Source organism: Tranquillimonas alkanivorans (assembly GCF_900115595.1).
Lineage (GTDB): Bacteria > Pseudomonadota > Alphaproteobacteria > Rhodobacterales > Rhodobacteraceae > Tranquillimonas > Tranquillimonas alkanivorans.
In genome coordinates, this window is sequence record NZ_FOXA01000027.1 from 1 (window position 1) to 22,528 (window position 22,528).

Below are 22,528 nucleotides of genomic sequence, written 5' to 3' on the forward strand. Positions count from 1 at the left end.
TCAGCCGCGAGGGCTACCTGCGGCAGGAGATCGACGCCGAGGGCCGGCAGGTCGACCACCCCGACCCCTGGGATCCGGCAGAGTGGGCGACGCCGCTCGGCGCCATGGTGGCGGTGCCAATCGAGGGGCGGCAGGTCTGGATCAGGCCGTGGCTCTACGTGCTGACCTGCCCGTTGGGCCACTCCGTCCCGGTGCTGCTGCTCGACACCCGGCTCGATCAGAACACGCCCGAGGACCGCGGCATCACCGACCGGCTCTACGGCGGCGACACCGCCTGGCGGCTCAGGCAGGAGATCGTGCTCGGCATCGGCGGCGAAATGCTCCTGCAGGCGCTCGGCTTCGAGATCGAGACCTACCACATGAACGAGGGGCATGCGGCGCTGCTGACGGCGGCGCTGTTGCGTCGGCACCCCCGAACGCGGCGCATCTCGACGGGCGACGTGCTCGACTACGACGATGACCGAGTGCGCGAGGTCTGCGTCTTCACCACCCATACGCCGGTCGAGGCGGGGCACGACCACTTTGCCTACGACCTCGTCGAGCGGCAGCTCGACGGGCTGATCCCGGTCAGCCAGCTTCGCCTGCTGGGGGGCGAGGACCGGCTCAACATGACGCGCCTCGCGCTCAACCTCAGCGGCTTCGTCAACGGCGTGGCGCTGCGCCACGCCGAGACGACGCGGAAGATGTTCCCGGGCTACACGATCCGGGCGGTGACGAACAGGGTCCACGTCCCGACCTGGACGCATTCCGCAACTGCGGCGCTGTTCCAGCGGATCGCGCCGGCCTGGGGCCACGACCCCGAGCAGCTCGCCGTCGCGGACACGCTCCCGGACGCCGACATCCGCGCGGCGCACGACGCGGCGAAGTTGGATCTCATCACCGAGGTCCGCGCCCGCACGGGTGTTGAACTCAAGCCCGACCTGCCGGTGATCGCCTTCGCACGCAGGATGACGGGCTACAAGAGGCCCGACCTCATCTTCGCCGACCTCGCGCGGCTACGCGCGATCCACGCGGCACGGCCGTTCCAGCTGGTCATGGCGGGCAAGGCGCACCCGAAGGACGACGGCGGCAAGGCGCTGATCCAGCACGTCCACCGGGTGATGGATGAGCTCCGCGGTGAGGTGCCGATGGCGTTCCTACCGGGCTACGACATGGCGCTCGCCAAGATCATGGTCGCCGGCGCCGACATCTGGCTCAACACGCCGCTGCCGCCGATGGAGGCGTCGGGGACGAGCGGCATGAAGGCGGCGGTGAACGGAGGGCTGAACCTCAGCGTCCTCGACGGCTGGTGGATCGAGGCCTGGATCGAGGGCGTCACCGGTTGGGCTCTCGGCGGCGATGACCGCCGGCACGAGGATGACGCGCAGGACCTCTACGACAAGCTCGAGCGCGTGGTCCTGCCGCTCTGGTACGACGACCCCCGCCGCTGGAGCTGGATGATGAAGCAGGCGATCAGCAAAATCGCCCCGCGCTTCAACAGCCAGCGCATGATGCGTCGTTACGCCAGCGAGGCTTACCTGAGATGAGCCGGTCGCACTGCTTTTCCGGGCCCTCGGACCGCCGACTGGGCCGGCACGACCCATACGAGGAACCCGAAGGAGGAGAAGACGATAAGAGTGCTGATGATTGCGACGCTGGTTTGAGCCGGCACGGGAACTGCCGCTCTGAGGAGGGCACGAGCACGACGAGGCGGTCGAGGCGAGTCCGGCGGGGCGGACATGATCGAGCAGATGTGCGAAGTACACGCCGGCCACGAGCATAGCCACGACTTCGAGGCCATGGAGGACATCGAACCCGAGCAGATGGAGCGGGTCATGAAGGCGATGCTCGACTTGGGGCTGGCCTTGCCGCCCCTGCGGAGCGTGCGCGGCCAGGAGATCTTCGCCGAGAAGGGCTGCGAGGTTTGCCACTCGGTCAACGGCGTCGACGGCGAGATCGGCCCTTCGCTGAATGCAACCGACACGCCCGGATCGGTGAACGTCTTCCACTTCGCGGCCAGGATGGGGCGCGGTGCGGCCCCGATGGTTCAGAAGCAGAAGGACCTCTTCGGCGAGAAGATCGACCGCAGCGGCGAGGAACTGTCGGCGCTGGTGGCTTTCGCCCACGACGAGGAGGAGCAGCGAAATCTGTCGCCGGAGCAGGTGCCGGCGCGGTTCAAGGAGTTGATCAGCGAGTGAGCCTCGCAATCCTCCGGTCCTGAGCGGCTTCAGCCCCAAGCGGCCGCGAGAAGCAGCACGAGCCCTCCGAGCGCAACGTAGACGGCGCACACGCCGGACGTTCTTGTTAGCACATCGCCTTCACGACCGATCATGCCGACGGTTGCGCTTCCGGCGATGATATTGTGCGGCGCGATCACGTTGCCGATCGCTGCCCCGAAGCCCTGCGATGCGGCCATGAGGCCGGGACCGAGCGACAGCGCCGTTGCCGTCGTGACCTGAAGCTCGCTGAAGAGGATGTTCGACGCCGTGGCCGAGCCGGTGATGAAGGTCCCGAGCACGCCCACGGCGGGCGATAGCAGCGGCCAGAGGACGCCGGTCCGGGCGGCGGCCGCCGCGAGGAGGTCGATCATGCCAAACTGGACCATGATGCGCGAAAGCGCGAGCATTGCCAGCAAGGCCAGTGCGACCGGCAGGATTCGCCATATGGCCTCCGCCACCGCGCCGCCGAGGGTGCGGCGGCGTGTCCCGACCAACGCGCCGGCCAGAAGCCCCAGCAGGAGGATGGTGCCGGGGTGGTAGGCGGGCTGGAAGCCGACCGTGGCACCGGGGGCGATCTCCCACTGCCAGACGTAGGACGCCAGCGCCTGCCGCAGGGGCGGGATCAGGCGGGTGAACAGGACAAGAACGAGGATCACGAGGTACGGCAGGAGATCGGCCCGGAGGCCGCCGAACCCGAGGCCCGCCGCTCTTCCCCCGCGCAGTCGGATCGCGATGAAAGCGCTCACGCCGATGAGTGCGCCGCCGAGGGTCGGCAACTCAGGCCCGATCGTCCAGGCGATCGCGAGGTAGGGCACGAGGAAGCAGAGCGCCGCCAGCCCCGTCGTGCCGAGTTCCGCGCGCGTGAGGGGCGTGTCCCCGGCGAGCCGGACCATGAGCCCGAGCAGCACAGGCGCGGCGATCGCGTGCAGCGTTGCGGTCCTGCCGGCGATGTCGCGGCCGCCGAGGCCTGTCACCTCGACCTGGGCCAGCACCGGCGTGCCGACGGCGCCGAACGACACCCCCGCGGCGTGCCCGAGGAGGGCGAGGCTGACGGCGCGCGCCGGGCTGTAGCCGAGACCGACGAGCAGCGGCGCCCCGAGGGCCACCGGCGTCCCGAACCCCGCGGCTCCCTCGACAAAGAGCCCGAAGAACCACGCAATGAGGATCGCCTGCACCCGTCTCTCCTCTGTGATATGCGCCAGAGCATTGCGGATGCGGTCGATCGCGCCGGTCCGTTTCTGGAAGGCGAAGAGCGCGAGAGCCGGCAAAATAATCCAGAGGATGGTAGCCGTCGCATGCGCCGCTTCGGCGCCGGCGACCAATGCCAGCGTAGCCGCGGACCCGGCGGGCCGAAAGTAGGTGAGCGCGAGCACGGTGGCGACGACAACGCCGAGCACTCCGGCCACGGCCGCCGAGCGTTTTAGAACGCCAAGCCCGACGAGGACGACTCCGAGGGGAGCGGCTGCCAGGAGGACTGGAACCATGACTGCTACATAGCAAGAAGCCGCGTTCGCTTCCACCCTCGGACCCGACCGCCTCTCGGGCCAACAGGTGCCGTCTGCTGCGGGCCTCGCTCAAACGCTCTTCCTTCCGGCCTGCGGCGAAACGCGCATTGACGGTGACGCGGACGGCGTCTCGACCCAGTTCCTGCTGTACGTGAAAAGACTAAGTCCTTGGGTCGTGCGCCACGGCGTCCGTGTGGCGGCTGAAGGAGATGCCCGAGAATGAGCGAGCCTCTTCCAATAGGCCGGCGCGGCGATCGTGGTGACGTCAAGTTTGCGGTATTCGTGGCACGATCCTGCGCCGGTCCGCTTGGACGCATCACCTGGTAGGTTGGAGTTCGGTCACAAGATAGGCAATCCCGGTCAGAAGGGCGACGACTCCGCCGAAGAGCATGAGTGATAAGGCCACTGCAATTCCCCGGACTGGCCGATGCGCCGCCAATCCGGCTTCCGTTAGCCAACGCTGGATCACAGTGACATAGAGGGGAATGGCGCTGACCAGCGTCGCATACAGATAGACCCCCGAGATGTTCTCGAAGAAGGCCGAACGCGCGAGGGTGGGTGCCACGACGCGAACCGCCGTGGCGCGGCTGCCTCCGAAGGACCCGAACCAGTCGGCGGACAGGACGTAGATCAGGATGTGCAGAGCTATGAAGGAAATGATCCTCGCCGATATGTCGAGGAACAGGGTCAAGCCCGGTCGTCGCTCAAGGTCTCCTCTCGCCTCGGTCGACGCATAGAGGAAGAAGGCGAGAAAATTCATCACGAAAACGATCGGCAGCCCGTTGGTGATGACCTGACGCAGAAATCGCCCGAGTGCCTGGCCGCTCTCGGACAATGCGGACGCGAAGCCTGGCGTCAGAGTGACGAAGAGCACGAGGAGCGGCGTGAGCCCCGCCAGGCTCAAGAGCATGGTGTTCCGCGCAAATCGCAGGAACGGCATATCAAGTGCAAAGAAGCGTTGCATTTTTCTCCTGGAGGCCGATCGCGGTCGCTCGGGAGCAAGCCAATCATGGCCCGTATCCCAAGTCGACACCGAGTGCCAGTCGCCTCAAAAGGCAGGAGCCTTTAGGTTCTTCGAGAGCCATCAAGATCAGCTGGCTGGGCGAAGCACGAGGTTTTGCCGCTATCTAACGGAGATCGTGCGGCCTGTGTGGCGATGAGGAAGCGATCAATCGTCAAAATCGCACCTCGCTTCAGCAGTCAGCGTATGGTGCACCGGTACGTGAGCGAAGCGTACCTGCGGTAAGTCGGGCCGCGACACTTTGGCTCGTCCAAGCTGTTTGACCTTCCGGCGCGGGAGGCTGCGATCAAGATGTCTCACCAAGGAGGACGCAGCATGGTTGACGCGACATCAGAAAGTCCTGCGAGGCGCGATTTCCTCTTCTACGCCACGGCGGGCGCGGCGACGGTGACCGCCGGCGCGGCAATATGGCCACTGATCGATCAGATGAACCCGACGGCGGACGTGGAGGCTCTTTCCGTGATCCGCGTCGATCTCTCTAACGTCGAGCCAGGCACGCAGCTTACCGTGCAGTGGCTCGGCAAACCGGTCTTCATCCGCCACCGCACCGAGGAGGAAGTCCTCGCTGCCCGCGACACGGACCTCGATGCGCTGCCGGATCCGGTGGCACGGAACGCCAATATCGACGGCACAGCGCCTGCGACCGATGCGAACCGGACCGTTCCGGGTCACGAGGAGCTCCTCGTCATGATCGGCGTGTGCACACATCTCGGCTGCGTACCGCTGGGTGACGGCGCCGGCGATTTTGGCGGCTGGTTCTGCCCGTGCCACGGCTCGCACTACGACGTGTCGGGCCGCATCCGGAAGGGTCCGGCCCCCGAAAACCTGGCAGTGCCGCTCTTGACCTACGAGGAGGGCGGCACGCTCACGCTGGGCGCAGCACTCGCGTAGCCGCAAAACACAAGCTCACTTTTTCGCATCTACGGCACGAGCGGCTCCGACATGCCGTAGCTGAGGGTCATCGGCCCGTCCCATATCTTGCGGACTGTCGGCCGACGTGCCCGCAAGCTTCTGAAAGACATAAAATGTTCTCTGCAGCCATCCCGTTCCCGAATCTCGACCCTGAGATCTTCTCGATCCACATTGGTAACTTCGCCTTCGCCCTGCGCTGGTATGCCCTTGCCTACATCGCCGGCATCCTCCTCGGTTGGCGTCTCTGCGTGATCGCGCTTCGTGATGCGGAGCTGTGGTCGACAGGCGACCCGCCGTTGTCGCGACAGCAGTTGGATGACCTCGTAACCTGGGTGATCCTGGGAATCGTCCTCGGAGGACGCCTCGGCTTCGTGCTGTTCTACCAGCCTGGATTTTACCTCCAGCACCCGCTCGAAATCCTCAAGGTCTGGCAGGGCGGCATGTCGTTCCACGGCGGTTTCATCGGAGTCGCGCTCGCCGTGCTGGTCTTCTGCGCCCGTCACAAGGTCCGGCTGATGAACACCGCGGACTTGCTCGCCTTGGCCACGCCACCTGGGCTGTTTTTCGGTCGCCTGGCGAATTTCATCAACGCGGAACTCTGGGGGCGCCCGACAGACCTCCCCTGGGGCGTCGTCTTCCCCGGCGATGCGGCGCGGGCCTGCGCCCAGATTGCCGCCCCCTGCGCGCGGCATCCTTCGCAGATCTACGAGGCGCTGCTGGAAGGCGCGCTCCTCGGCGGCGTGCTGGTCTACCTCGCATGGAGACGCGGATGGTTCGCGACGTCCGGGGCGATGACAGGAGCCTTCCTCACCGGTTACGGCGCTGCGAGAAGCCTGGTGGAACTCGTCCGCCAACCGGATGCGCAATTCGTCGCCGAGGGCAACCCGGTCGGACATGCCCTGCATTTCGCGGGCTGGGGCCTGACCATGGGACAGATCCTGTCCCTCCCGATGATCGCTGTCGGGCTGGGCCTGATATGGCGGGCCCGCCACCGGGGGCTTTCGTCACCGCCACGCCGTGATGCGACGGCACGAGCGGCGCGCTGAGGCCCGGGAAACGGGTCCAGGTGTCTGTGAACGCTCGCCAACCGCGATGGCCAGGCGGAGGATCGGATACACAGCGATACAAATCTCGAGGCCTCGTCAGTTGATCACGGGCCGGCGTTGGGGGACACTACAGCTCAGAACAAGAACGACGAGGCACACGATGAGCAGGTTTCGACCGCCCCGGCTGGGGCGCAGGAATTTTATTCTCGGCGGAGCAGCCTTGGCCGCAGCCCTTCCGGCGGCTCTCGAAGCGGAACCCGGCGTCGTGCGAAGGAACGTGTCGTCCTTCCGGCTCCATGACTGGCGCGATCACTTCGACGCCCTCGGAAAAGGGATCATCATCTCCGACACGCGCACGCGCGTCCTTCAGCACTGGACCTTGGATGGCGAGATGCGGGTCTATCCGACGTCGGTGCCGCTCAGCGACGAGCTGACCCGCAGGGGATACACCGAGATCGTCTTCAAGGACGAGGCGCCGGACTGGGCGCCGACCCCCTCCATGCTGGAACGCGACCCCTCCCTGCCCCGCTACGTCGGCCCCGGCCCCCAGAACCCGCTTGGCGTGCGCGCGATGCACCTGACCTGGCAATATTACCGCATCCACGGGACGAACGACACGCGCAAAATCGGCCGGCGGTCCAGCAACGGGTGCATCGGCCTTTTCAACGAGCACATCGTGGAGGTGTTCGACCGCACGCCGGTGGGAACGCAGGTGAAGCTGATCTGAAAAGGCAGCGGGGCCGAGCGGGATGTCGAAAAGCTGGAAAGCGAGCCTGGACGTACTTCGCGCACTGCTCTGCGGGATCGTCGTCCTGATTGCAGCAGGGCTCGCCACGAACGCAGGCGCGGCTCCGGCAAGCGGTGCGGATTCTGCGCTCCATGATCGGCAAGACGCGCATCCTCCCGCTTCGGACCATTCTGCGCACGAGGATGACGGGTGCCACGCCGGCCCCGACTGCAACGTCACCGCCGCCTTTCTGCCCACCGCCGCTCGTCCGCTGCCTACCCCGGACGCACCTGAAGCGTTTCTTCTGACCCATGTGCGACGCACGTCGCTCAGCCCCGAATCCGAACCGCCGCCTCCACGAGCCGGGCCTCTGAAGCAATAGCCCGAGACGCGGAATACGGAACAGGATTTGGACAGATGAAAAAGATGATAATGATCGCTGCGCTGGCGACGGCCGCCGGGGCTGCCGTTTGGGCGCATGGCGGTGCGACAGGCGTGGTCAAGGAGCGGATGGACGGCATGGCTGCGATGGGCAAGGCCGTGAAGTCGCTCGCTCCCATGATGCGCGGCGAAGAAGAGTACGATGCCCACGCGGTCCGCGAGGCGGCGGCGGTGATTTCCCGGCACGCCGGAGAGGCGATCACCTCGCGCTTCCCGGAGGGAACGACCGCCCCGCCGTCGGAGGCCAAGGATGCGATTTGGGAGAACTGGGGCGATTTCAGCGCCTTGGCGCAACAACTCGCGGTCGCAGCCGATGGCCTTGAGCTGGCGGCCGCCAACGGCCTCGCGGCTGCGGGCGGCGGAATGTCCGCAGACAGCATGATGGGCGGGAACTCGATGATGGGCGGGAAGCCGATGATGGGCGGAAGCTCCATGATGGGCGGGTCCGACACGATGATGGGAGGCGGGTCGGCCATGGGAGGCGCTCCTGGTCAAGGCATGACAGCCGAGCAGATCGGCGCGATGCCCGCCTCCGCCGCCTTCGAGATGACGAGCCGGGTCTGCTCCACGTGCCACACCCGGTTCCGCGCCGAGGACGACTGACCCATGAAGCGGATGATCGGAACCGGCGTCGCGGCGGTCGCAGCGGGTGTCGCGGCACTCGCGGCGGTCGCAGCCTGGCCGATTGGCAAACCTCCGGCAGAAATCATGCCGGAGGGCGATGTTCAGCGCGGGGCGTACCTCGCCCGCGCGAGCGGATGCATTGCCTGTCACACGAACTTCGAAGCCGGCGGCCCTCCGCTCGCCGGCGGCGCCCCGCTCGAGACCGACTTCGGCGTGTTTCATCCGCCGAACCTCACAACCGATCCCGATGCCGGCATCGGAAGCTGGAGCATCCGCGATTTCGCCCGGGCAGTGCGCCAAGGCATTTCACCGGACGGCGAGCCGTACTACCCGACCTTCACCTACCCGTTCTACGCATCCTTCAGCGACCAGGACATCGCGGACCTCTGGGCCGCCTTCCGAACGGTGGCGCCGGTGGATGAGCCGACGCCGGAACACGAGGTGGCTTTCCCCTTCGACCAGCGCTGGGGATTGAAGCTGTGGCGCGCTGCCTACCTGCGCACCCCCGCGACCGCGCCGAAAGAAGGAAGAAGCGACGCCTGGAACCGCGGCAAGGAACTCGTGCGCGGAGCGGCTCATTGCGGCGCATGCCACACGGACCGCAATTTCGCCGGCGCACGCGTGCTGGAAGCGGTGCTTTCGGGAAGCGACGATCTCCCGGGAGGAGGCAAGGCTCCGTCGATACGGCCCGACGCGCTGAGGACGGAGGGATGGACGGTTTCGAGCCTCGCCTACGCGCTTCGGACCGGCATCACGCCTGCAGGCGACGCGTTCGGAGGCAGCATGGGCGAAGTGGTTGCGCAGGGAACCGCGTTCCTGAGCCAGGCTGACCGGGAGGCGATGGCGATCTACCTCCTGGACAACGACCTGAGCGGCGGTGTGCAGGTTGCGGCGGGCGACTGAGAGCGCCTCTTCGCAGGGAAACCATGACCAGCTTGCGGGGCCGCGTCGGCCTCGCACCGGAGGACATTCATGCTGCGCTATCTCATCGCCGGAGGAGCGATCGCTGCCGCCGCCGCGGCCGTCGCCTGGTGGGTCACCGGACAGAAACCCCCTTCGGTGACGTCCTTCCGGCAACCCGCGGCCGTCGACCTCGCCCGTGGAGAGGCCCTCTACGGGGAGTACTGCTCCTCCTGCCACGGCGCAGACCTCCAGGGGCAACCGGACTGGAGAACGGCCGGCGCCGACGGGCGCCTGCCCGCCCCACCGCACGACGAGACGGGTCACACCTGGCATCACCCGGACAGGGTGCTGTTCGACTACACGGCGCTCGGCGGAAAGGAAGCGCTTGCGAAGGACGGGATCGAGTTCGACAGCGGCATGCCCGGCTTCGGCGAGGCGCTGGACGACCAGGACATCTGGAACATCATCGCCTTCATCAAGTCGACCTGGCCCGAGCGACAACGCAATGTGCAGGCAGAGAGAACGGCGGCCGACCTCGCCGGCTCCTGAGAGGGCCCCCTCCCTCGGTTTCGCTATCCGCGACCTTCGGGCACATTCCCGACCGCATGACCATCCACATCCTGCAACCCACGACCCGCCGCCGGCGCAACAGCGAAAGGCGGCGCCTCACTCGCACAGGAGAACCAGGAATGAGAAGTTACAGTCTCGCCGCCGCTGCCGTCGGTGCGCTCGCGACGGCGTTCGCCGCGCTGCCCCACAACGCCCATGCCGAGAGCGTATCTGCCGGGGAGGCCGTGCTCGAGGTGCGGAAGACACCCACCTGCGGATGCTGCGGGGCATGGGCGGCGCTTGCCTCGGAGCACGGCTACCGTGTCGAGCTTGAAGATGTCGAGGACTACGAGGGGATGAAGGTGGAGGCAGCCGTGCCGGAAGACCTTTGGGCCTGTCACACTGCCACGATCGCCGGCTACGTCATCGAAGGACATGTGCCGTTCGAGGCGGTGAAGAAGCTCCTCGACGAGCGCCCGGACATCGACGGCATCGCAGTGCCGGGTATGCCGGCTGGCTCGCCCGGAATGGGCAACGATCTCTCCGCAAGCTTCGAGGTCATCGCCTACGGCGGGACGGCCGGGGATGGCGTGGTGTTTCACTCGGTCGGCGGCTGAAGCCCCGTCGATCAGGCCAGCGAACGACAACGAGCGCCGCCAGAACTGGCGGCGCTCGTCTTCCGGCCGGGGCTACCGCGCCGTAGGTGCATGGCGGCGAGAGCCGCTCAGTTTTCCTGCATCTCCATCCCATTGCCCTCCATCATGCCGGAGGCGTCGTCATCCTGCATCATGCCTTGGGAATTGCCGTTCATCATCCCGGGCTGCCCCGCGGACGCCGCGCTCCCGCCCGGACCGCTCATCATCCGGTTGCGCATCTCCTGCATGCGTTCCATTCGATCTGCGGGAGTGGCCATCTCCTCAGGCGTCACTTCGCCGTCGCCGTCGTTGTCGAGGAACTGGAAGCGATCGACGGTGGCTTCGCGCATCATTGCGCTATGCAGGGTCTCGAACTCGTCCAGCGACAGGGTGCCGTTTCCGTCGGCGTCATACTCCTGAAGCAGGCCCTGCAGCGCCGTGCGAAGCTCCTCGGGCGTCACCGTGCCGTCCCCGTCCGCGTCGAATCGCTCCATCATCGCCATCATGGACATGCCGCCCATCATCGGCATGCCGCCTGCACCCATCATGCCCATTCCCGGCATACCGCCAGAGCCAGCCATGCCGGAATGCATCTTCATCATCTGCATCATGTCGTGGCCGCCGCCCTGGGCGCCGTACATCCCGGACCCGCCGGCACCGCGACGGCCGTGGCCGTCGTCTGCCAAGGCCGCACCGGCCGTTAGAGCGAGCGCCGCCGCGAGCGCTGCCGATCCAAACGTTTTCATCATATTCTCCTCTCCATATGTATCCGTGCCACACACTTGGGCACTTCACCCGCGAACGTGAAGTCCCAACAAGGGATGCTTTTGTATCGATGTGTCGCAGAGACCGAAGCTGATACAAACCGTGACAAAACCGGGCCTCACTACAGCCCCGGGAGAGCGCTATAAGGCCAGTTATGAACGGGTCTCCGCATATTCTCGTCGTCGACGATCATCGCCAGATCCGCGAGTCCGTCACGCGCTTTCTCGAAAAGAACGGGATGCGCGCGACAGCGGCGGGAGATGCGAAGGAAATGGACGCGAAACTTTCCTCCGGCCATTTCGATCTTCTGGTGCTCGACGTCATGATGCCGGGGGAATCCGGCCTCTCGGTCTGTCAGCGTCTTTCCGCCGAGAGACGCTTGCCCATCATAATGCTCACGGCCCTGGGACAGGAAATGGATCGGATTGCCGGACTTGAGATCGGTGCCGACGACTATCTTCCCAAGCCGTTCAACCCGCGCGAACTCCTCGCCCGGATCAAGGCGGTGCTGCGACGGGCCGAGCCGGGCGAAGCTCATGCGGGCCAGTTCGCAGGAAAGAACGTCCGTTTCGCCGACCTTACGCTGGTGTCGGACCGGCGGGTTCTGCAAACCGACGCGGGTAAAATCATCCCGCTCACGACGGCGGACTTCCGGCTTCTCACAGTCCTGCTGGAACGTCCGCGCATGGTGCTGAGCCGCGAGCAACTTCTGGACCTGACGTCCGGGCGCGCTGCCGGGCCGATGGACCGCATCATAGACAACCAGATCAGCCGTCTGCGGCGGAAGATCGAGCCCGATCCGCTTCGGCCCAGCGTCATCACCACCGTCCGGAACGGCGGCTATTGCCTGGCGACGGAGGTGGAGGTTCTCGAGTGACCGTTCCTCCGTTTCGCGGCCTGCGGGCGCAACTCATCCTTCTTATCGTCGCGGCGCTCGCGGCGGCGCAGGCGATCAGCCTCTGGCTCTTCGTGGACGAGCGCAGCCTTGCCGTCCGAGCCGCCCTCGGTTTCGAGGCGGCGGGACGGGCGGCCAACGTGGCCCGACTCCTCGAAGAGGCGCCGCCCGAGCTTCAACCCTCGATCCTGCGCGCCGCGAATTCCCCGCTCGTGCGCTTCGACTTGTCGAGCGCGCCCGAGGTGAGCCACCAGGAGCACGCCGACGGCGGCCGGATCGAGCGTCACGTCCGCACGCTGCTCGGCGACAGCTACACACGCGAGATCCGCGTCGAGCTTCACAGGATCGAGGGACAGATCCTGCCCCTCCCACATCTTTCGCCCGAAATGGCGGAACTGCACCGCGCCATGATGCGCGGTGAACTCTCTGCAGTGGAGATGAACCTGTCGATCGCCCTCGCCGGCGGTGACTGGCTGAACGTCGGGACCCGCTTCGAACGCCCGCCTCTGCAATGGCCGATGGTCTCGATCTTCTCTTTCGCTGTCACGGCCGGCCTTATCCTCGTCACCGCCTTCTGGTTCCTCGTGTCGCGGCTCACCCGACCACTGCGCGGACTGGCGCGGGCGGCGGATAGACTCGGCCGGGGCGAAGAGGTCGATCCTCTTCCTGCCGTGGGACCCGCCGAGGTGCAGGACCTGACGCAGGCGTTCAACCGGATGCAGGATCGCCTGACGCGCTTCGTCGCGGACCGGACGCGCCTTCTCGCCGCGGTCGGCCATGATCTGCGTTCGCCGCTGACCGCCCTGCGGGTCCGCGCCGAGATGGTCGATGACGCTGAAACGCGGGAAAGCCTGATCGAGTCCGTCGAGGAGATGCAGCGGATGGCAGAAGCGACGCTGACCTTCGCGCGCGGACTGACCGGGGCGGAGGAGCCCGAGACAGTGGAGATCGCGGGATTCCTCGACGCCTTGGCGCGCGACATGGTCGAGGAGGTGGAAATCGGCGCGGGTCCTGTCGTCAAGGCCCGCGTGCGACCCACTGCCTTCCGACGCGCCGTGCGCAACGTCCTCGAGAACGCCAGCCGCTATGGCGGCAGCGCCCGGATCGACTGGCACACGTCGGACGGCGACCTCGTCATAGAGGTCACCGACGACGGCCCGGGCATTCCGGCCGACCAGATCGAACAGGTGTTCGACCCGTTCTACCGGCTCGAAGCCTCGCGATCACTGGAAACCGGTGGCCACGGCCTCGGCCTCTCGATCGCCCGTTCGATCGTCCGGGCGCACGGCGGCGATGTCAGGCTTTCGAACCGCCCCGAAGGCGGCCTCAGGGCCTCGATCATCGTCCCGCTCGGCGGCGACGCGCCGATGCATCGCTCCGACACGGTCGAGCGGCAGACCGCCGTGTCCATCGGGCCCCTGCGGTCCGACCCGGGCAGCAGAACGGAGGAAAGCCGATGATACCTGAACTGGGCCACTTCGCCCTCGCTCTCGCACTGGGGCTCGCCCTGGTCCAAAGCGTTCTTCCGCTGGCAGGCGCCTCCCGGGGGAACCTTCTCTGGATGCGCTCCGCACGCGCCTCCTCCCTCGGGCAGCTTCTGTTCGTCGCGGTCGCGTTCGCCGCGCTCATGCGGTCCTTCGTCGTCAGCGACTTCACCGTGCGCAACGTCGTCGAGAATTCGCACTCCCTCAAGCCGATGCTCTTCAAGATCGCCGGCACCTGGGGAAGCCACGAAGGCTCGCTCGTGCTCTGGGTCCTGATCCTCGTCGCCTTCGGTGCGGCCGTCTCTCTCTTCGGGGCCAACATTCCCGAACGACTGAAGGCGCGCACGCTGGCCGTGCAGGCCTGGATTTCGACCGGCTTCCTGTCGTTCCTCCTGCTGACGTCCAACCCGTTCGAGCGGGTCTTTCCTCCGCCGCCCGACGGCAACGACCTGAACCCGCTCCTGCAGGATGTCGGGCTCGCGATGCATCCGCCACTTCTCTACGTCGGATACGTCGGGTTCTCGATCGTCTTCTCCTTCGCCGTCGCGGCGCTCCTCGAGGGTCGGGTGGACGCGGCCTGGGCGCGCTGGGTGCGGCCGTGGACCCTGGCCGCCTGGATGAGCCTCACCGCCGGCATCGCGCTCGGGTCGTGGTGGGCCTATTACGAGCTCGGCTGGGGCGGCTGGTGGTTCTGGGACCCGGTGGAGAACGTGAGCTTCATGCCGTGGCTGCTGGGCACCGCGCTGCTGCACTCGGCCATCGTGACGGAGAAACGGGACGCCTTCAAAAGCTGGACGATCCTGCTGGCGATCCTGACCTTCTCGCTGTCGCTCCTGGGCACCTTCATCGTCCGCTCCGGCATGCTGACCTCGGTGCACGCCTTCGCGGTCGATCCCGAGCGCGGACTTTACATCCTGATGCTGCTCGCGCTGTCCATCGGCGGCTCGCTCGCGCTCTACGCCTGGCGGGCGCCGATGATGGAGGCTGGCGGCCTCTTCCGGCCGATCAGCCGGGAAAGCGGGCTTCTCGTCAACAACCTGATCCTCGCCGCCGCCACCGGCACGGTGCTGTTCGGCACGCTCTACCCGCTCTTCTACGAAGCGCTGACCGGCGGCGACAAGCTGTCGGTGGGCCCGCCCTTCTTCAACTCGTCCTTCGTGCCGATGATGCTCCCGCTGGTCTTCGTCATGGGGCTCGGTCCGTTCCTGTCGTGGAAGCGGGCGGACCTCGGCGGCGTTCTCCAGCGCCTGCGCTTCGTGGCGGCGCTGTCGGGGCTGGCCGCCCTCGCCGTCTGGTATGTCGCGGAGCGCGGCCCGGTACTGGCGTATCTCGCGATCTTCCTGGCGGTCTGGCTGCTTCTGGCCACGCTGCGTGAGTGGGGCCTGCGCATCAGGCTCGCCGAGGTGCCTCTCGGCGAGTCCCTTCGCAGAGCGCGGAAGCTTCCACGAGCGGCGCACGGCATGACGCTCGCCCACGCGGGCCTCGCGGTCGCCATCTTCGGGTTCGCCGGGTCCAGCGCCTGGAAGTCTGAGGAAATCGTCTTCGTCACCCCGGGTTCCGACGTCTCGATTGCCGGCTTCGACGTCACGTTCGAGGGCGCCAAGCGTCTGAACGGGCCGAACTACATCGCCGACCGCGGCACGCTCACGGTGCGCCGGGACGGAGCCTTTGTGAAGACCCTCTATCCGGAGCGGCGCAGCTATCCGGTGGCACAGAGCACGACGACGGAGAGCGCCATCCGCTCGACGCTCGCGGGCGACCTCTATGCCTCCCTCGCGGAACCCGCCTCCGACGAGGCCAGCGCATCGGGTGCCTGGACACTGCGCATCCTCTACGAGCCGCTGGTCAACTTCATCTGGCTCGGCGCCGTGATGCTCTTCGCGGGCGGAGGGCTATCGCTTTCGGACCGCCGGCTGCGCGTCGGGGCGCCGAAGCGTCCTTCCGCGACGCCAGCGGCCGTGGCGGCGGAGTGACACGATGGTCAGGCTGCTCGCGCTCATTCCCCTGCTCATCGCGATCGTCTTCGGGGCGTTCTTCCTCTGGGGACTGAACCCGGATCGCGATCCGAGTGAACTTCCCTCGGTTTTGATCTCCCAGCCCGCCCCCGCCTTCGACCTGCCCCCCGTCCCAGGCGCCGGCGTGCCCGGCCTCGCGCAGGAAGATCTCGCGGACAACGACGGCGCCGTGGTCGTCAACGTCTTCGCCTCCTGGTGCGTGCCATGCCGGGCGGAGCATGCCGTCCTCACCCGCTTCGTCGACGAGGAAGGCGTGCGGCTCTTCGGCATCAACTACAAGGACCAGCCCGAGGATGCCGTCGCCTGGCTCGAAAACCTCGGCAACCCGTACGAGCGGATCGGCTCCGATCTCGATGGCCGCGCCGGGATCGAATGGGGCATCTCCGGCGTGCCGGAAACCTTCATCGTCGGCTCCGACGGCACGGTCCTCTTTCGCTACGTGGGCCCCGTCGTCGGAGACGAGGCGGTGGAAGAATTCGGTATCGCCCTCGCGCAGGCTCGCGCGGTCCCTCTGCAAGGAGAAGGCTCATGAAAAAGCTCATCGCGGTTTTTGGCCTTGCCTTGCTGCTGCCGGTTGCGGCCAGCGCCGTAGAGCCCGACGAGATCCTCGCGGATCCGGCGCTCGAGGCGCGGGCGCGCGGAATTTCGCGACAGCTTCGCTGCGTGGTCTGCCAAAACCAGGACATCGACAGTTCCAACGCGGGCGTCGCGCGCGATCTGCGCCTGCTCGTGCGCGAGCGACTGGAGGCGGGCGACACCGACGAGCAGGTCATCGCCTTCGTCACGGCCCGGTACGGCGACTTCGTTCTCCTGAAGCCGCCGTTCAAGCCCGAGACTTACGTGCTCTGGTTCGCGCCACCCGCGCTCGCCCTTCTCGCGCTGGCCGCAGGGGCGGCCGTTGTCGCCGGGAACCGCAAGCGCCGCCGACAGGCGGCTCTCGACCCGGAGGACGACGCCCGGGTGGCGCGCATCATCGAGGACTACAAAAGGGAGCCGCAGTCTTGATCTGGATGTTCTTCGGCCTCATGGGGCTCCTTTCGGCCATCCTGATGGCGTTCCTGCCGCTCAGGGCCGCGAGGGCGGACACTGCTCCCGCTGCTGACGGGGTCGGCGTGTTTGTCGATCAGCTCGACGAGGTCGAACGTGATCTCGAGCGAGGGCTGATCTCGGAGGACGAGGCACGCTCGGCCACTGCGGAGATCAAGCGGCGACTCCTCGCCGCCTCGCGCCGGGACACCGGCCACCGCGCCCCCTCCGGGGGCCGCAGTGCCATCTTCGTGGCGGCGCTCCTCGTCCCCCTCGCCGCTGCCGGCTATTATACTCTCATGGGTGCTCCCGGCGTGGCGAGTGCAGCCTTCGCCGAACGCGGCGCGGAACGCGCACAGGCGGAACAGATCGCGGACCTGAGTGAACGGCTGCGGGAGAGGCTTGAAAGCGCGCCGGACGGCGGCCCGAGCGAAGGGTGGATGCTGCTTGGGCAGACATACCTTCGCATGGGCCGGTTCGACGGAGCGGCTCGCGCCTTCGCCACCGTTGCCGAGCGCGACGGCGAGGCCACCTCGGCCACCTTCTCGCTTCTCGCCGAAGCGCTCATTGCCGCCGAGAGCGGCATCGTCACCCCACGGGCGGAGCGAGCGCTCGAACGCGCGCTCACGCTCGACCCCAGCAACCCCGCCGCAAGCTTCTACAGGGCGATCGCGCTCGAGCAGGCTGGCAAGCTCGCCGAGGCGCACGAAACGCTGGTTGCGCGGCTGGAGGCCGCGGAGGGGCCCGCGCCGTGGATGCAGTCCTTCATCGCGCAGGCCAACCGCATCGGAGAGGCGCTGGACCGCGAGCCACTGACGATGGCCGACTTCGCCCCGATGCTCGTGACGCAACCGCGGGGCCCAAGCGCGGCCGACGTTGCTGCCGCACAGGAAATGAGTGAAGAGGACCGCAGCGCCTTTATCCGGTCGATGGTGGACAGGCTGGCGGCGCGGTTGGAACAGCAGCCCGAGGATCTCGACGGATGGCTGCGGCTGGGCAACGCCTACCGGGTGCTCGGCGAAACCGATGCCGCGCGCGACGCGTATCTGCGTGCCAAGCCGCTCCTGAACAATGTGCCGGAAGCCGATCCGCGTCGTGGCGCCGTACAAGACGCCCTGGCGGCGCTCGATGACCGCGAGTGACTGCGAGATTGCGCTCCGCAGGGCGCGAGCTGGCGGCAGCTATGCGGGTAAGGACGACCTTTACGGCACTGCAGACGGCTGCCGGTAGGCGCACCGGCCCGTGCGCTACATTCCGGCGTTACGCCGGCCGGCAACTCTTCGGCGCCCGCATGGGCGACGTTGTGAGGCAGGCACCTTCCGGCTGTTCGACACGCCGGCATACTTCATGGACCTAATGGCGAGGCTATAGGCCGCTTTCCGCCGGCGGTGAGGCGCAGCCGGACCTTCCCGTTGCGAAGGCCGATTGACAGGCCGCGCGACCGGCACCAATACCATTTTAAGATGAGACTATTGCACCCCCTCCTCGGGCGGTTCTGCGCCATAATCCTTCTGGTCCTGTCAGGACCGGTGGGCGCGCAGGCCGTCGTGCAGGGGGTGGGCCACGGCACGCATTGCGAGGAGCCTGCGGTCGCCTTGCAAGCCGTAGCCGCGCATGCCTCGGCCCAGTCTGTCTCGCGTGACGGCGGGCACGATCATGGCGCGCATGCACCCCATGACGGTGCGCAGGGGTCTTGCGCCTTCCATCAATGCGCAGGTCCGGTGTATCCTGATCCGGTCCTTGACACTGCCCGGCGTCTGGTGCGCGCGGATTCCGAATGCTCGGCCGAGGCCGTCCATGCTGCGTTCGAGCCCGACGCACTGCAAAGGCCACCCAAGGCCTGACCCCGCCTCGCCCGGCGCTCCCGCCGGGACGGGCGACTGGCACGCATCCGCGTGTGCCACAGGCTCACCTTGGACAGGACAAATCTATGACCATTCGATATGCGGCCCTTGCGCCGCTGGCTTTGGCCGGCTGTGCGGCCGCCGCGCCCTTGCCACCGGCCGCCCCTCTGGCGCCAGCGGCCAGCGTCGCGCCTCTCGTCACGGCGCCGACGGTGCCCGCCTTGCGCGACACGCCCGCCGACCTCACCCAGCCGGGCGACTGGCGCGGCCTCAACGACCGTCAGTCACCCGCGGGAGCGAACCGATGAACGCGCGTCTCAGGGTCACCGCAGGCCTCGCCGTCGCGGCCGTTCTGGGCGGCTGCGCCGCGCCGGCGGGCTTTGGCCCCGCGATGGAGCGCGCTGGCTTCGCGAGCGTCGCCAGCACCTCCCGCAGCGCCACGGGTGCGAATGCCGTCTGGCTTCAAACCCCGGCCGAGATCGCCGCCAATTCCGAGCAGGTGGCCGCCATCGTGCGCGGCAAGACCATCTCAGCCGATACCGCCGTTCAGGTCGCACTCCTGAACAACCGAGCGCTTCAGGCAGCCTATGCCGATTTGGGCATCTCGGCCGCCGAGGCATGGCAGGCGGCGCTCTTGCCCAACCCGGTGCTGCATCTGGGCGTGCTGGGCATCGGTTCGCCCTCGCTCAACGGCTACCGCGTCATCGAGGGCGGCGTGGCTGCCAGCGTGATCGGCTTGACGACGCGCAAGCAGCGGAGCCGAATTGCCGAGCTGCGCTTCCGGCAGGCGCAACTCGCCGCCTCCGCCGATACATTGCGCGTGGCCGCGGAGGCTCGCCGGGCCTGGATCGAAGCCGTCGCCGCTTTCGAGCAATCCGCGCTTTTGGGCCAGGCGCAGGAGATGGCGGCAGCCGGCGCGGAGTTGGCGCAGCAGCTCGGGGCTACCGGTGCACTTAATCGTGCGGGGCAGGCTCGCGAACTCGCTCTTGCCGCCGAACTGGAGGCGCAGAGGGCCCGGGCGCGGCTGGACGCCCAACTGGCCAAGGAGCGGCTGACTCGGGCGATGGGCCTTTTCGGTGCGGACCTGCGCTACTTCGTGCCCGACGCGCTGCCGCCATTGCCGCATCTCTCGGCGCGCGAAAACCTTGAGGCCGAGGCGTTGGCTGCGCGCGTGGACCTCGCCGCCGCCGCACTGGAGTTGGAAGCGGTGGCGCAGGAGTACCGTCTGGCCGACCGAACGCGCGTACTGTCGGACATCGACCTCGCCCTCGGTGTGGAGGTCGAGCGCGAGGAGGAGGACGGTGCCGTTGAGAGCGCTGAGACCGTCGGATTGGATGCCGAGATCGCGCTGGAAATCCCCGTCTTCGACAATGGCGCTGCGCGGCTGCGCCAGGGCGAGGCGGCTTATATGCGCGCCGCGCATCTGCTGGCGCTCAAGGCAGTGGAGGTGCGCTCCGAGGCGCGCGAGGCGCATGTCGCCCTGGTCGGGGCGCATCGCATCGCCCAGCAGTGGGAGGAGCGCGTCTTGCCTCTGCGCCGCACGATCGAGGAGGAGGCGCTGCTCAGCTACAACGGCATGATCACCTCGACCTTCGATTTGCTGGCTGACACCCGCGGCCGGCTGGACGCCAGCCTCGCGGCCGCGGCCGCGCGAGCGGACTACTGGATGGCGGAGGCCAACGTGACGGCCGCACTTTACGGTGGCGGGGCGGTAGCGCCCGCCGGCGGGGGCGGAGAGGGTCCGGCCGCGGCGGCCGAGCCCGGACATTGAGGAACATGGAGATGATGCACAAGTTCAGCCGCCGGAATTTTCTCGCCGCCGGTGCCACCCTGGTCGCCGCCGAGGCGGTGGCCCAAACCTCGCAGGGCGCGGTTCCCGAAGCGCCTGCCACCGGTGCGGCCGTTCCGCCGCCCCCCTCGCAGGGTCGGCCTTACAATCCGGTCGTCACGCTGAACGGCTGGTCTCTGCCGTTCCGCATGAAGGACGGCGTCAAGGAATTCCACCTCGTCGCCGAACCCGTCGAGCGCGAGATGGCCGACGGCATGGCTGCGCGTCTGTGGGGCTACAACGGCACGTCCACCGGACCGACCATCGAGGCGGTGGAAGGCGACCGGGTACGCATCTTCGTCACCAACCGCCTGCCCGAGCACACATCCGTGCACTGGCACGGCCTGATCCTGCCCTCGGGCATGGACGGGGTGGGCGGCCTCAGCCACAAGGGCATTCCTTCGGGCAAGACCTTTGCCTACGAGTTCGACCTCGTGAAATCTGGCACCTTCATGTACCACCCACACGCCGACGAGATGGTGCAGATGGCGATGGGCATGATGGGCCTGTTCATCGTGCATCCCCGGGATCCGGCCTTCATGCCAGTGGACCGCGACTTCGCATTCCTGCTGGCCGCCTACGACATCGACCCCGGCAGCCACGTTCCCCGCGTCATGGAAATGACGGACTTCAACCTCTGGACGTGGAACAGCCGGATTTTTCCTGACATCGACCCGCTCGTCGTGGCGAAAGGCGACCGCGTACGGGTGCGGGTCGGCAACCTGACGATGACCAACCACCCGATCCACATGCACGGCTACGACTTCAAGGTGACCTGCACCGACGGCGGCTGGGTGCCGCCCGAAGCCGCTTGGCCCGAAGTGTCCATCGACATTCCCGTGGGCGCGATGCGCGCCTACGAGTTCGACGCCGTGCACGAGGGCGACTGGGCGATCCACTGCCACAAGTCGCACCATACCATGAATGCGATGGGCCACGACATTCCCACGTTCATTGGTGCCAGCAAGGACCGGCTGTCGCAGATGATCCGCCGCCAGCAGCCCGAATACATGCCCATGGGCACCGCAGGCATGGCCGACATGGGTGAGATGAGCATGGAGTTGCCCTCCAATACCGTGCCGATGATGGCCGGATGGGGGCCGCACGGCCCGCTGGAGATGGGCGGCATGTTCTCCGTGGTGAAGGTGCGCGAGGGAATTGCGCCCGACGACTACGCCGACCCCGGATGGTACGAGAATCCGCCGGGAACCGAGGCCCTGGAATGGACGGGCGACCTGCCCGACCCGGTCCGGCAGATCAGCGCCCGGACCGTTCTGACGCCACGCCCGCAAGGGTCGTGAGGCGTGAACCAAAATAGGAAACAGCAAAATGAGCAGGAAACTGATCGGCGCCGCGGCGCTGAGCCTTATAACGGGGGCCGCGGTGGCCAGCGGCACCCACACGGCCCCCCATCACGAAGAGATGGCCGCCGGCCGTCCCGGCGAAGCTGCGGAAGCGACGCGGGTGGTTGAGATGACCATGCGCGAGCTCGACAACGGCGAGATGGTATTCGAGCCGAGCGAGCTGTTTTTCGCGGAAGGCGAGACGGTACGCTTCGTCGTCAGCAATGAGGGGCTGGCCGAGCACGAATTCGTGCTGGATAGCCACGCGAAGAACGGAGAGCACATGGAGCTAATGGCGCGCTTCCCCGAGATGGAGCACGACGACCCGAACTCCGTGCGCCTGGAGCCGGGCGAGACCGGCGAGATCATCTGGACTTTCTCGAAGGCTGGCGGCTTCGAGTTCGCCTGCCTGCTGCCCGGCCATTACGAGTCCGGCATGCAAGGCCCCATTCTCGTCAACTGAACTCTCGGAGAAACTCATGAAACGACTGATCCCTCTCTTTGCCGCGCTCAGCCTCTCGGTCGCGCCCGCCTTCGCCGACGCGCATTTTGTAAAAGGCAAGGTGAAGAAGCTCGATGCGGAGGGCGGCAAAGTCACGCTGATCCACGAGGAGCTTACGAGCCTCGACATGCCGGCGATGACCATGGTCTTCGTGTTGGCCGATCCGGCCATGGCCGGAATGCTGTCCGAGGGCGCCGAGCTCGAGTTCGCCGCCGATCGCGTGAACGGAAAGCTCACGGTCACCGAGCTACGCTGAACGGCCGCC

23 protein-coding genes are annotated in these 22,528 nt (G+C 67.1%); 20 read left to right on the top strand and 3 right to left on the bottom strand.

Going from position 1 to position 22,528, the window contains the following annotated elements; all coding sequences use genetic code 11:
- Window positions 1-1,526, top strand: a 1,526-nt coding sequence (gene glgP / locus BM162_RS18605; protein WP_143096219.1) for an alpha-glucan family phosphorylase, incomplete at its 5' end; no start/stop codon positions are given.
- A gap of 192 nt (window positions 1,527-1,718) precedes the next feature.
- Window positions 1,719-2,177 carry a c-type cytochrome gene (locus BM162_RS18610; RefSeq protein WP_093424998.1) on the top strand — a complete coding sequence of 153 codons (459 nt, stop codon included), beginning with the start codon at window positions 1,719-1,721 and terminating at the stop codon, window positions 2,175-2,177.
- Between the two features lie 29 nt (window positions 2,178-2,206).
- Here the strand turns inward: BM162_RS18610 and BM162_RS18615 are convergent, their stop codons facing one another.
- Both BM162_RS18615 and BM162_RS18620 read right to left on the bottom strand, forming a co-directional pair.
- Window positions 2,207-3,682 (bottom strand): L-lactate permease, encoded by a 1,476-nt coding sequence (locus BM162_RS18615; RefSeq protein WP_093425000.1) that lies wholly within the window; start codon window positions 3,680-3,682, stop codon window positions 2,207-2,209.
- 337 nt (window positions 3,683-4,019) lie between these two features.
- Window positions 4,020-4,667 (bottom strand): hypothetical protein, encoded by a 648-nt coding sequence (locus BM162_RS18620; RefSeq protein WP_093425002.1) that lies wholly within the window; start codon window positions 4,665-4,667, stop codon window positions 4,020-4,022.
- Window positions 4,668-5,039: 372 nt separating this feature from the next.
- On the opposite strand from BM162_RS18620, the gene petA reads away from it, so the two are divergent.
- The 7 genes from petA to BM162_RS18655 all read left to right on the top strand — a co-directional run bounded on the left by petA (window position 5,040) and on the right by BM162_RS18655 (window position 10,543).
- Entirely contained in the window at window positions 5,040-5,615 is a 576-nt protein-coding gene (gene petA, locus BM162_RS18625; protein ID WP_093425004.1) for a ubiquinol-cytochrome c reductase iron-sulfur subunit, read from the top strand.
- Window positions 5,616-5,749: 134 nt separating this feature from the next.
- Entirely contained in the window at window positions 5,750-6,682 is a 933-nt protein-coding gene (gene lgt, locus BM162_RS18630; protein WP_093425006.1) for a prolipoprotein diacylglyceryl transferase, read from the top strand.
- Between the two features lie 160 nt (window positions 6,683-6,842).
- Window positions 6,843-7,409, top strand: coding sequence for a L,D-transpeptidase (locus tag BM162_RS18635; RefSeq protein WP_093425008.1), 567 nt, complete (start codon window positions 6,843-6,845; stop codon window positions 7,407-7,409).
- A 417-nt stretch (window positions 7,410-7,826) separates the two neighbouring features.
- A complete protein-coding gene (locus tag BM162_RS18640) occupies window positions 7,827-8,453 on the top strand; it encodes a c-type cytochrome (protein WP_093425010.1) in 627 nt (208 codons plus the stop codon).
- 3 nt (window positions 8,454-8,456) lie between these two features.
- On the top strand, window positions 8,457-9,377 hold the full coding sequence (locus BM162_RS18645) for a cytochrome c (RefSeq protein WP_093425011.1): 921 nt from the start codon (window positions 8,457-8,459) through the stop codon (window positions 9,375-9,377).
- A 69-nt stretch (window positions 9,378-9,446) separates the two neighbouring features.
- Window positions 9,447-9,926, top strand: a complete 480-nt coding sequence (locus tag BM162_RS18650) for a c-type cytochrome (protein WP_177215257.1) — start codon at window positions 9,447-9,449, stop codon at window positions 9,924-9,926.
- Window positions 9,927-10,066: 140 nt separating this feature from the next.
- Entirely contained in the window at window positions 10,067-10,543 is a 477-nt protein-coding gene (locus BM162_RS18655; RefSeq protein WP_093425012.1) for a DUF411 domain-containing protein, read from the top strand.
- Between the two features lie 107 nt (window positions 10,544-10,650).
- Here BM162_RS18655 and BM162_RS18660 read toward each other — a convergent pair whose 3' ends face one another.
- On the bottom strand, window positions 10,651-11,307 hold the full coding sequence (locus BM162_RS18660) for an EF-hand domain-containing protein (protein WP_093425054.1): 657 nt from the start codon (window positions 11,305-11,307) through the stop codon (window positions 10,651-10,653).
- 173 nt (window positions 11,308-11,480) lie between these two features.
- Between BM162_RS18660 and BM162_RS18665 the strand changes: the two genes are divergently transcribed.
- From BM162_RS18665 to BM162_RS23365, 11 genes are all read left to right on the top strand, one after another.
- Window positions 11,481-12,203: a response regulator gene (locus tag BM162_RS18665; RefSeq protein ID WP_093425013.1), complete on the top strand. Its 723-nt coding sequence runs from the start codon at window positions 11,481-11,483 to the stop codon at window positions 12,201-12,203.
- Window positions 12,200-13,681, top strand: a complete 1,482-nt coding sequence (locus BM162_RS18670) for an ATP-binding protein (protein ID WP_093425015.1) — start codon at window positions 12,200-12,202, stop codon at window positions 13,679-13,681. Before BM162_RS18665 ends, BM162_RS18670 begins: the two co-directional genes overlap by 4 nt.
- Entirely contained in the window at window positions 13,678-15,678 is a 2,001-nt protein-coding gene (locus tag BM162_RS18675; RefSeq protein WP_093425016.1) for a heme lyase CcmF/NrfE family subunit, read from the top strand. Before BM162_RS18670 ends, BM162_RS18675 begins: the two co-directional genes overlap by 4 nt.
- A gap of 4 nt (window positions 15,679-15,682) precedes the next feature.
- On the top strand, window positions 15,683-16,252 hold the full coding sequence (locus BM162_RS18680; protein ID WP_093425018.1) for a DsbE family thiol:disulfide interchange protein: 570 nt from the start codon (window positions 15,683-15,685) through the stop codon (window positions 16,250-16,252).
- The gene (locus BM162_RS18685) at window positions 16,249-16,725 is read left to right on the top strand and encodes a cytochrome c-type biogenesis protein (protein ID WP_093425020.1); all 477 of its coding nucleotides are present in this window, start codon (window positions 16,249-16,251) and stop codon (window positions 16,723-16,725) included. Before BM162_RS18680 ends, BM162_RS18685 begins: the two co-directional genes overlap by 4 nt.
- A gap of 5 nt (window positions 16,726-16,730) precedes the next feature.
- Window positions 16,731-17,888, top strand: a complete 1,158-nt coding sequence (gene ccmI, locus BM162_RS18690; RefSeq protein WP_245759340.1) for a c-type cytochrome biogenesis protein CcmI — start codon at window positions 16,731-16,733, stop codon at window positions 17,886-17,888.
- Window positions 17,889-18,676: 788 nt separating this feature from the next.
- Window positions 18,677-18,898 carry a hypothetical protein gene (locus BM162_RS23160; protein ID WP_093425026.1) on the top strand — a complete coding sequence of 74 codons (222 nt, stop codon included), beginning with the start codon at window positions 18,677-18,679 and terminating at the stop codon, window positions 18,896-18,898.
- Window positions 18,895-20,361 carry a TolC family protein gene (locus BM162_RS18705; RefSeq protein WP_093425028.1) on the top strand — a complete coding sequence of 489 codons (1,467 nt, stop codon included), beginning with the start codon at window positions 18,895-18,897 and terminating at the stop codon, window positions 20,359-20,361. The genes BM162_RS23160 and BM162_RS18705 overlap by 4 nt, the downstream gene beginning before the upstream one ends.
- Before the next feature lie 11 nt (window positions 20,362-20,372).
- The gene (locus BM162_RS18710; protein ID WP_245759338.1) at window positions 20,373-21,719 is read left to right on the top strand and encodes a multicopper oxidase family protein; all 1,347 of its coding nucleotides are present in this window, start codon (window positions 20,373-20,375) and stop codon (window positions 21,717-21,719) included.
- A 28-nt stretch (window positions 21,720-21,747) separates the two neighbouring features.
- On the top strand, window positions 21,748-22,224 hold the full coding sequence (locus tag BM162_RS23360) for a cupredoxin domain-containing protein (protein WP_177215258.1): 477 nt from the start codon (window positions 21,748-21,750) through the stop codon (window positions 22,222-22,224).
- A 16-nt stretch (window positions 22,225-22,240) separates the two neighbouring features.
- Window positions 22,241-22,519, top strand: coding sequence for a copper-binding protein (locus tag BM162_RS23365; RefSeq protein WP_177215259.1), 279 nt, complete (start codon window positions 22,241-22,243; stop codon window positions 22,517-22,519).
- The last annotated feature ends 9 nt before the right edge of the window (window positions 22,520-22,528 follow it).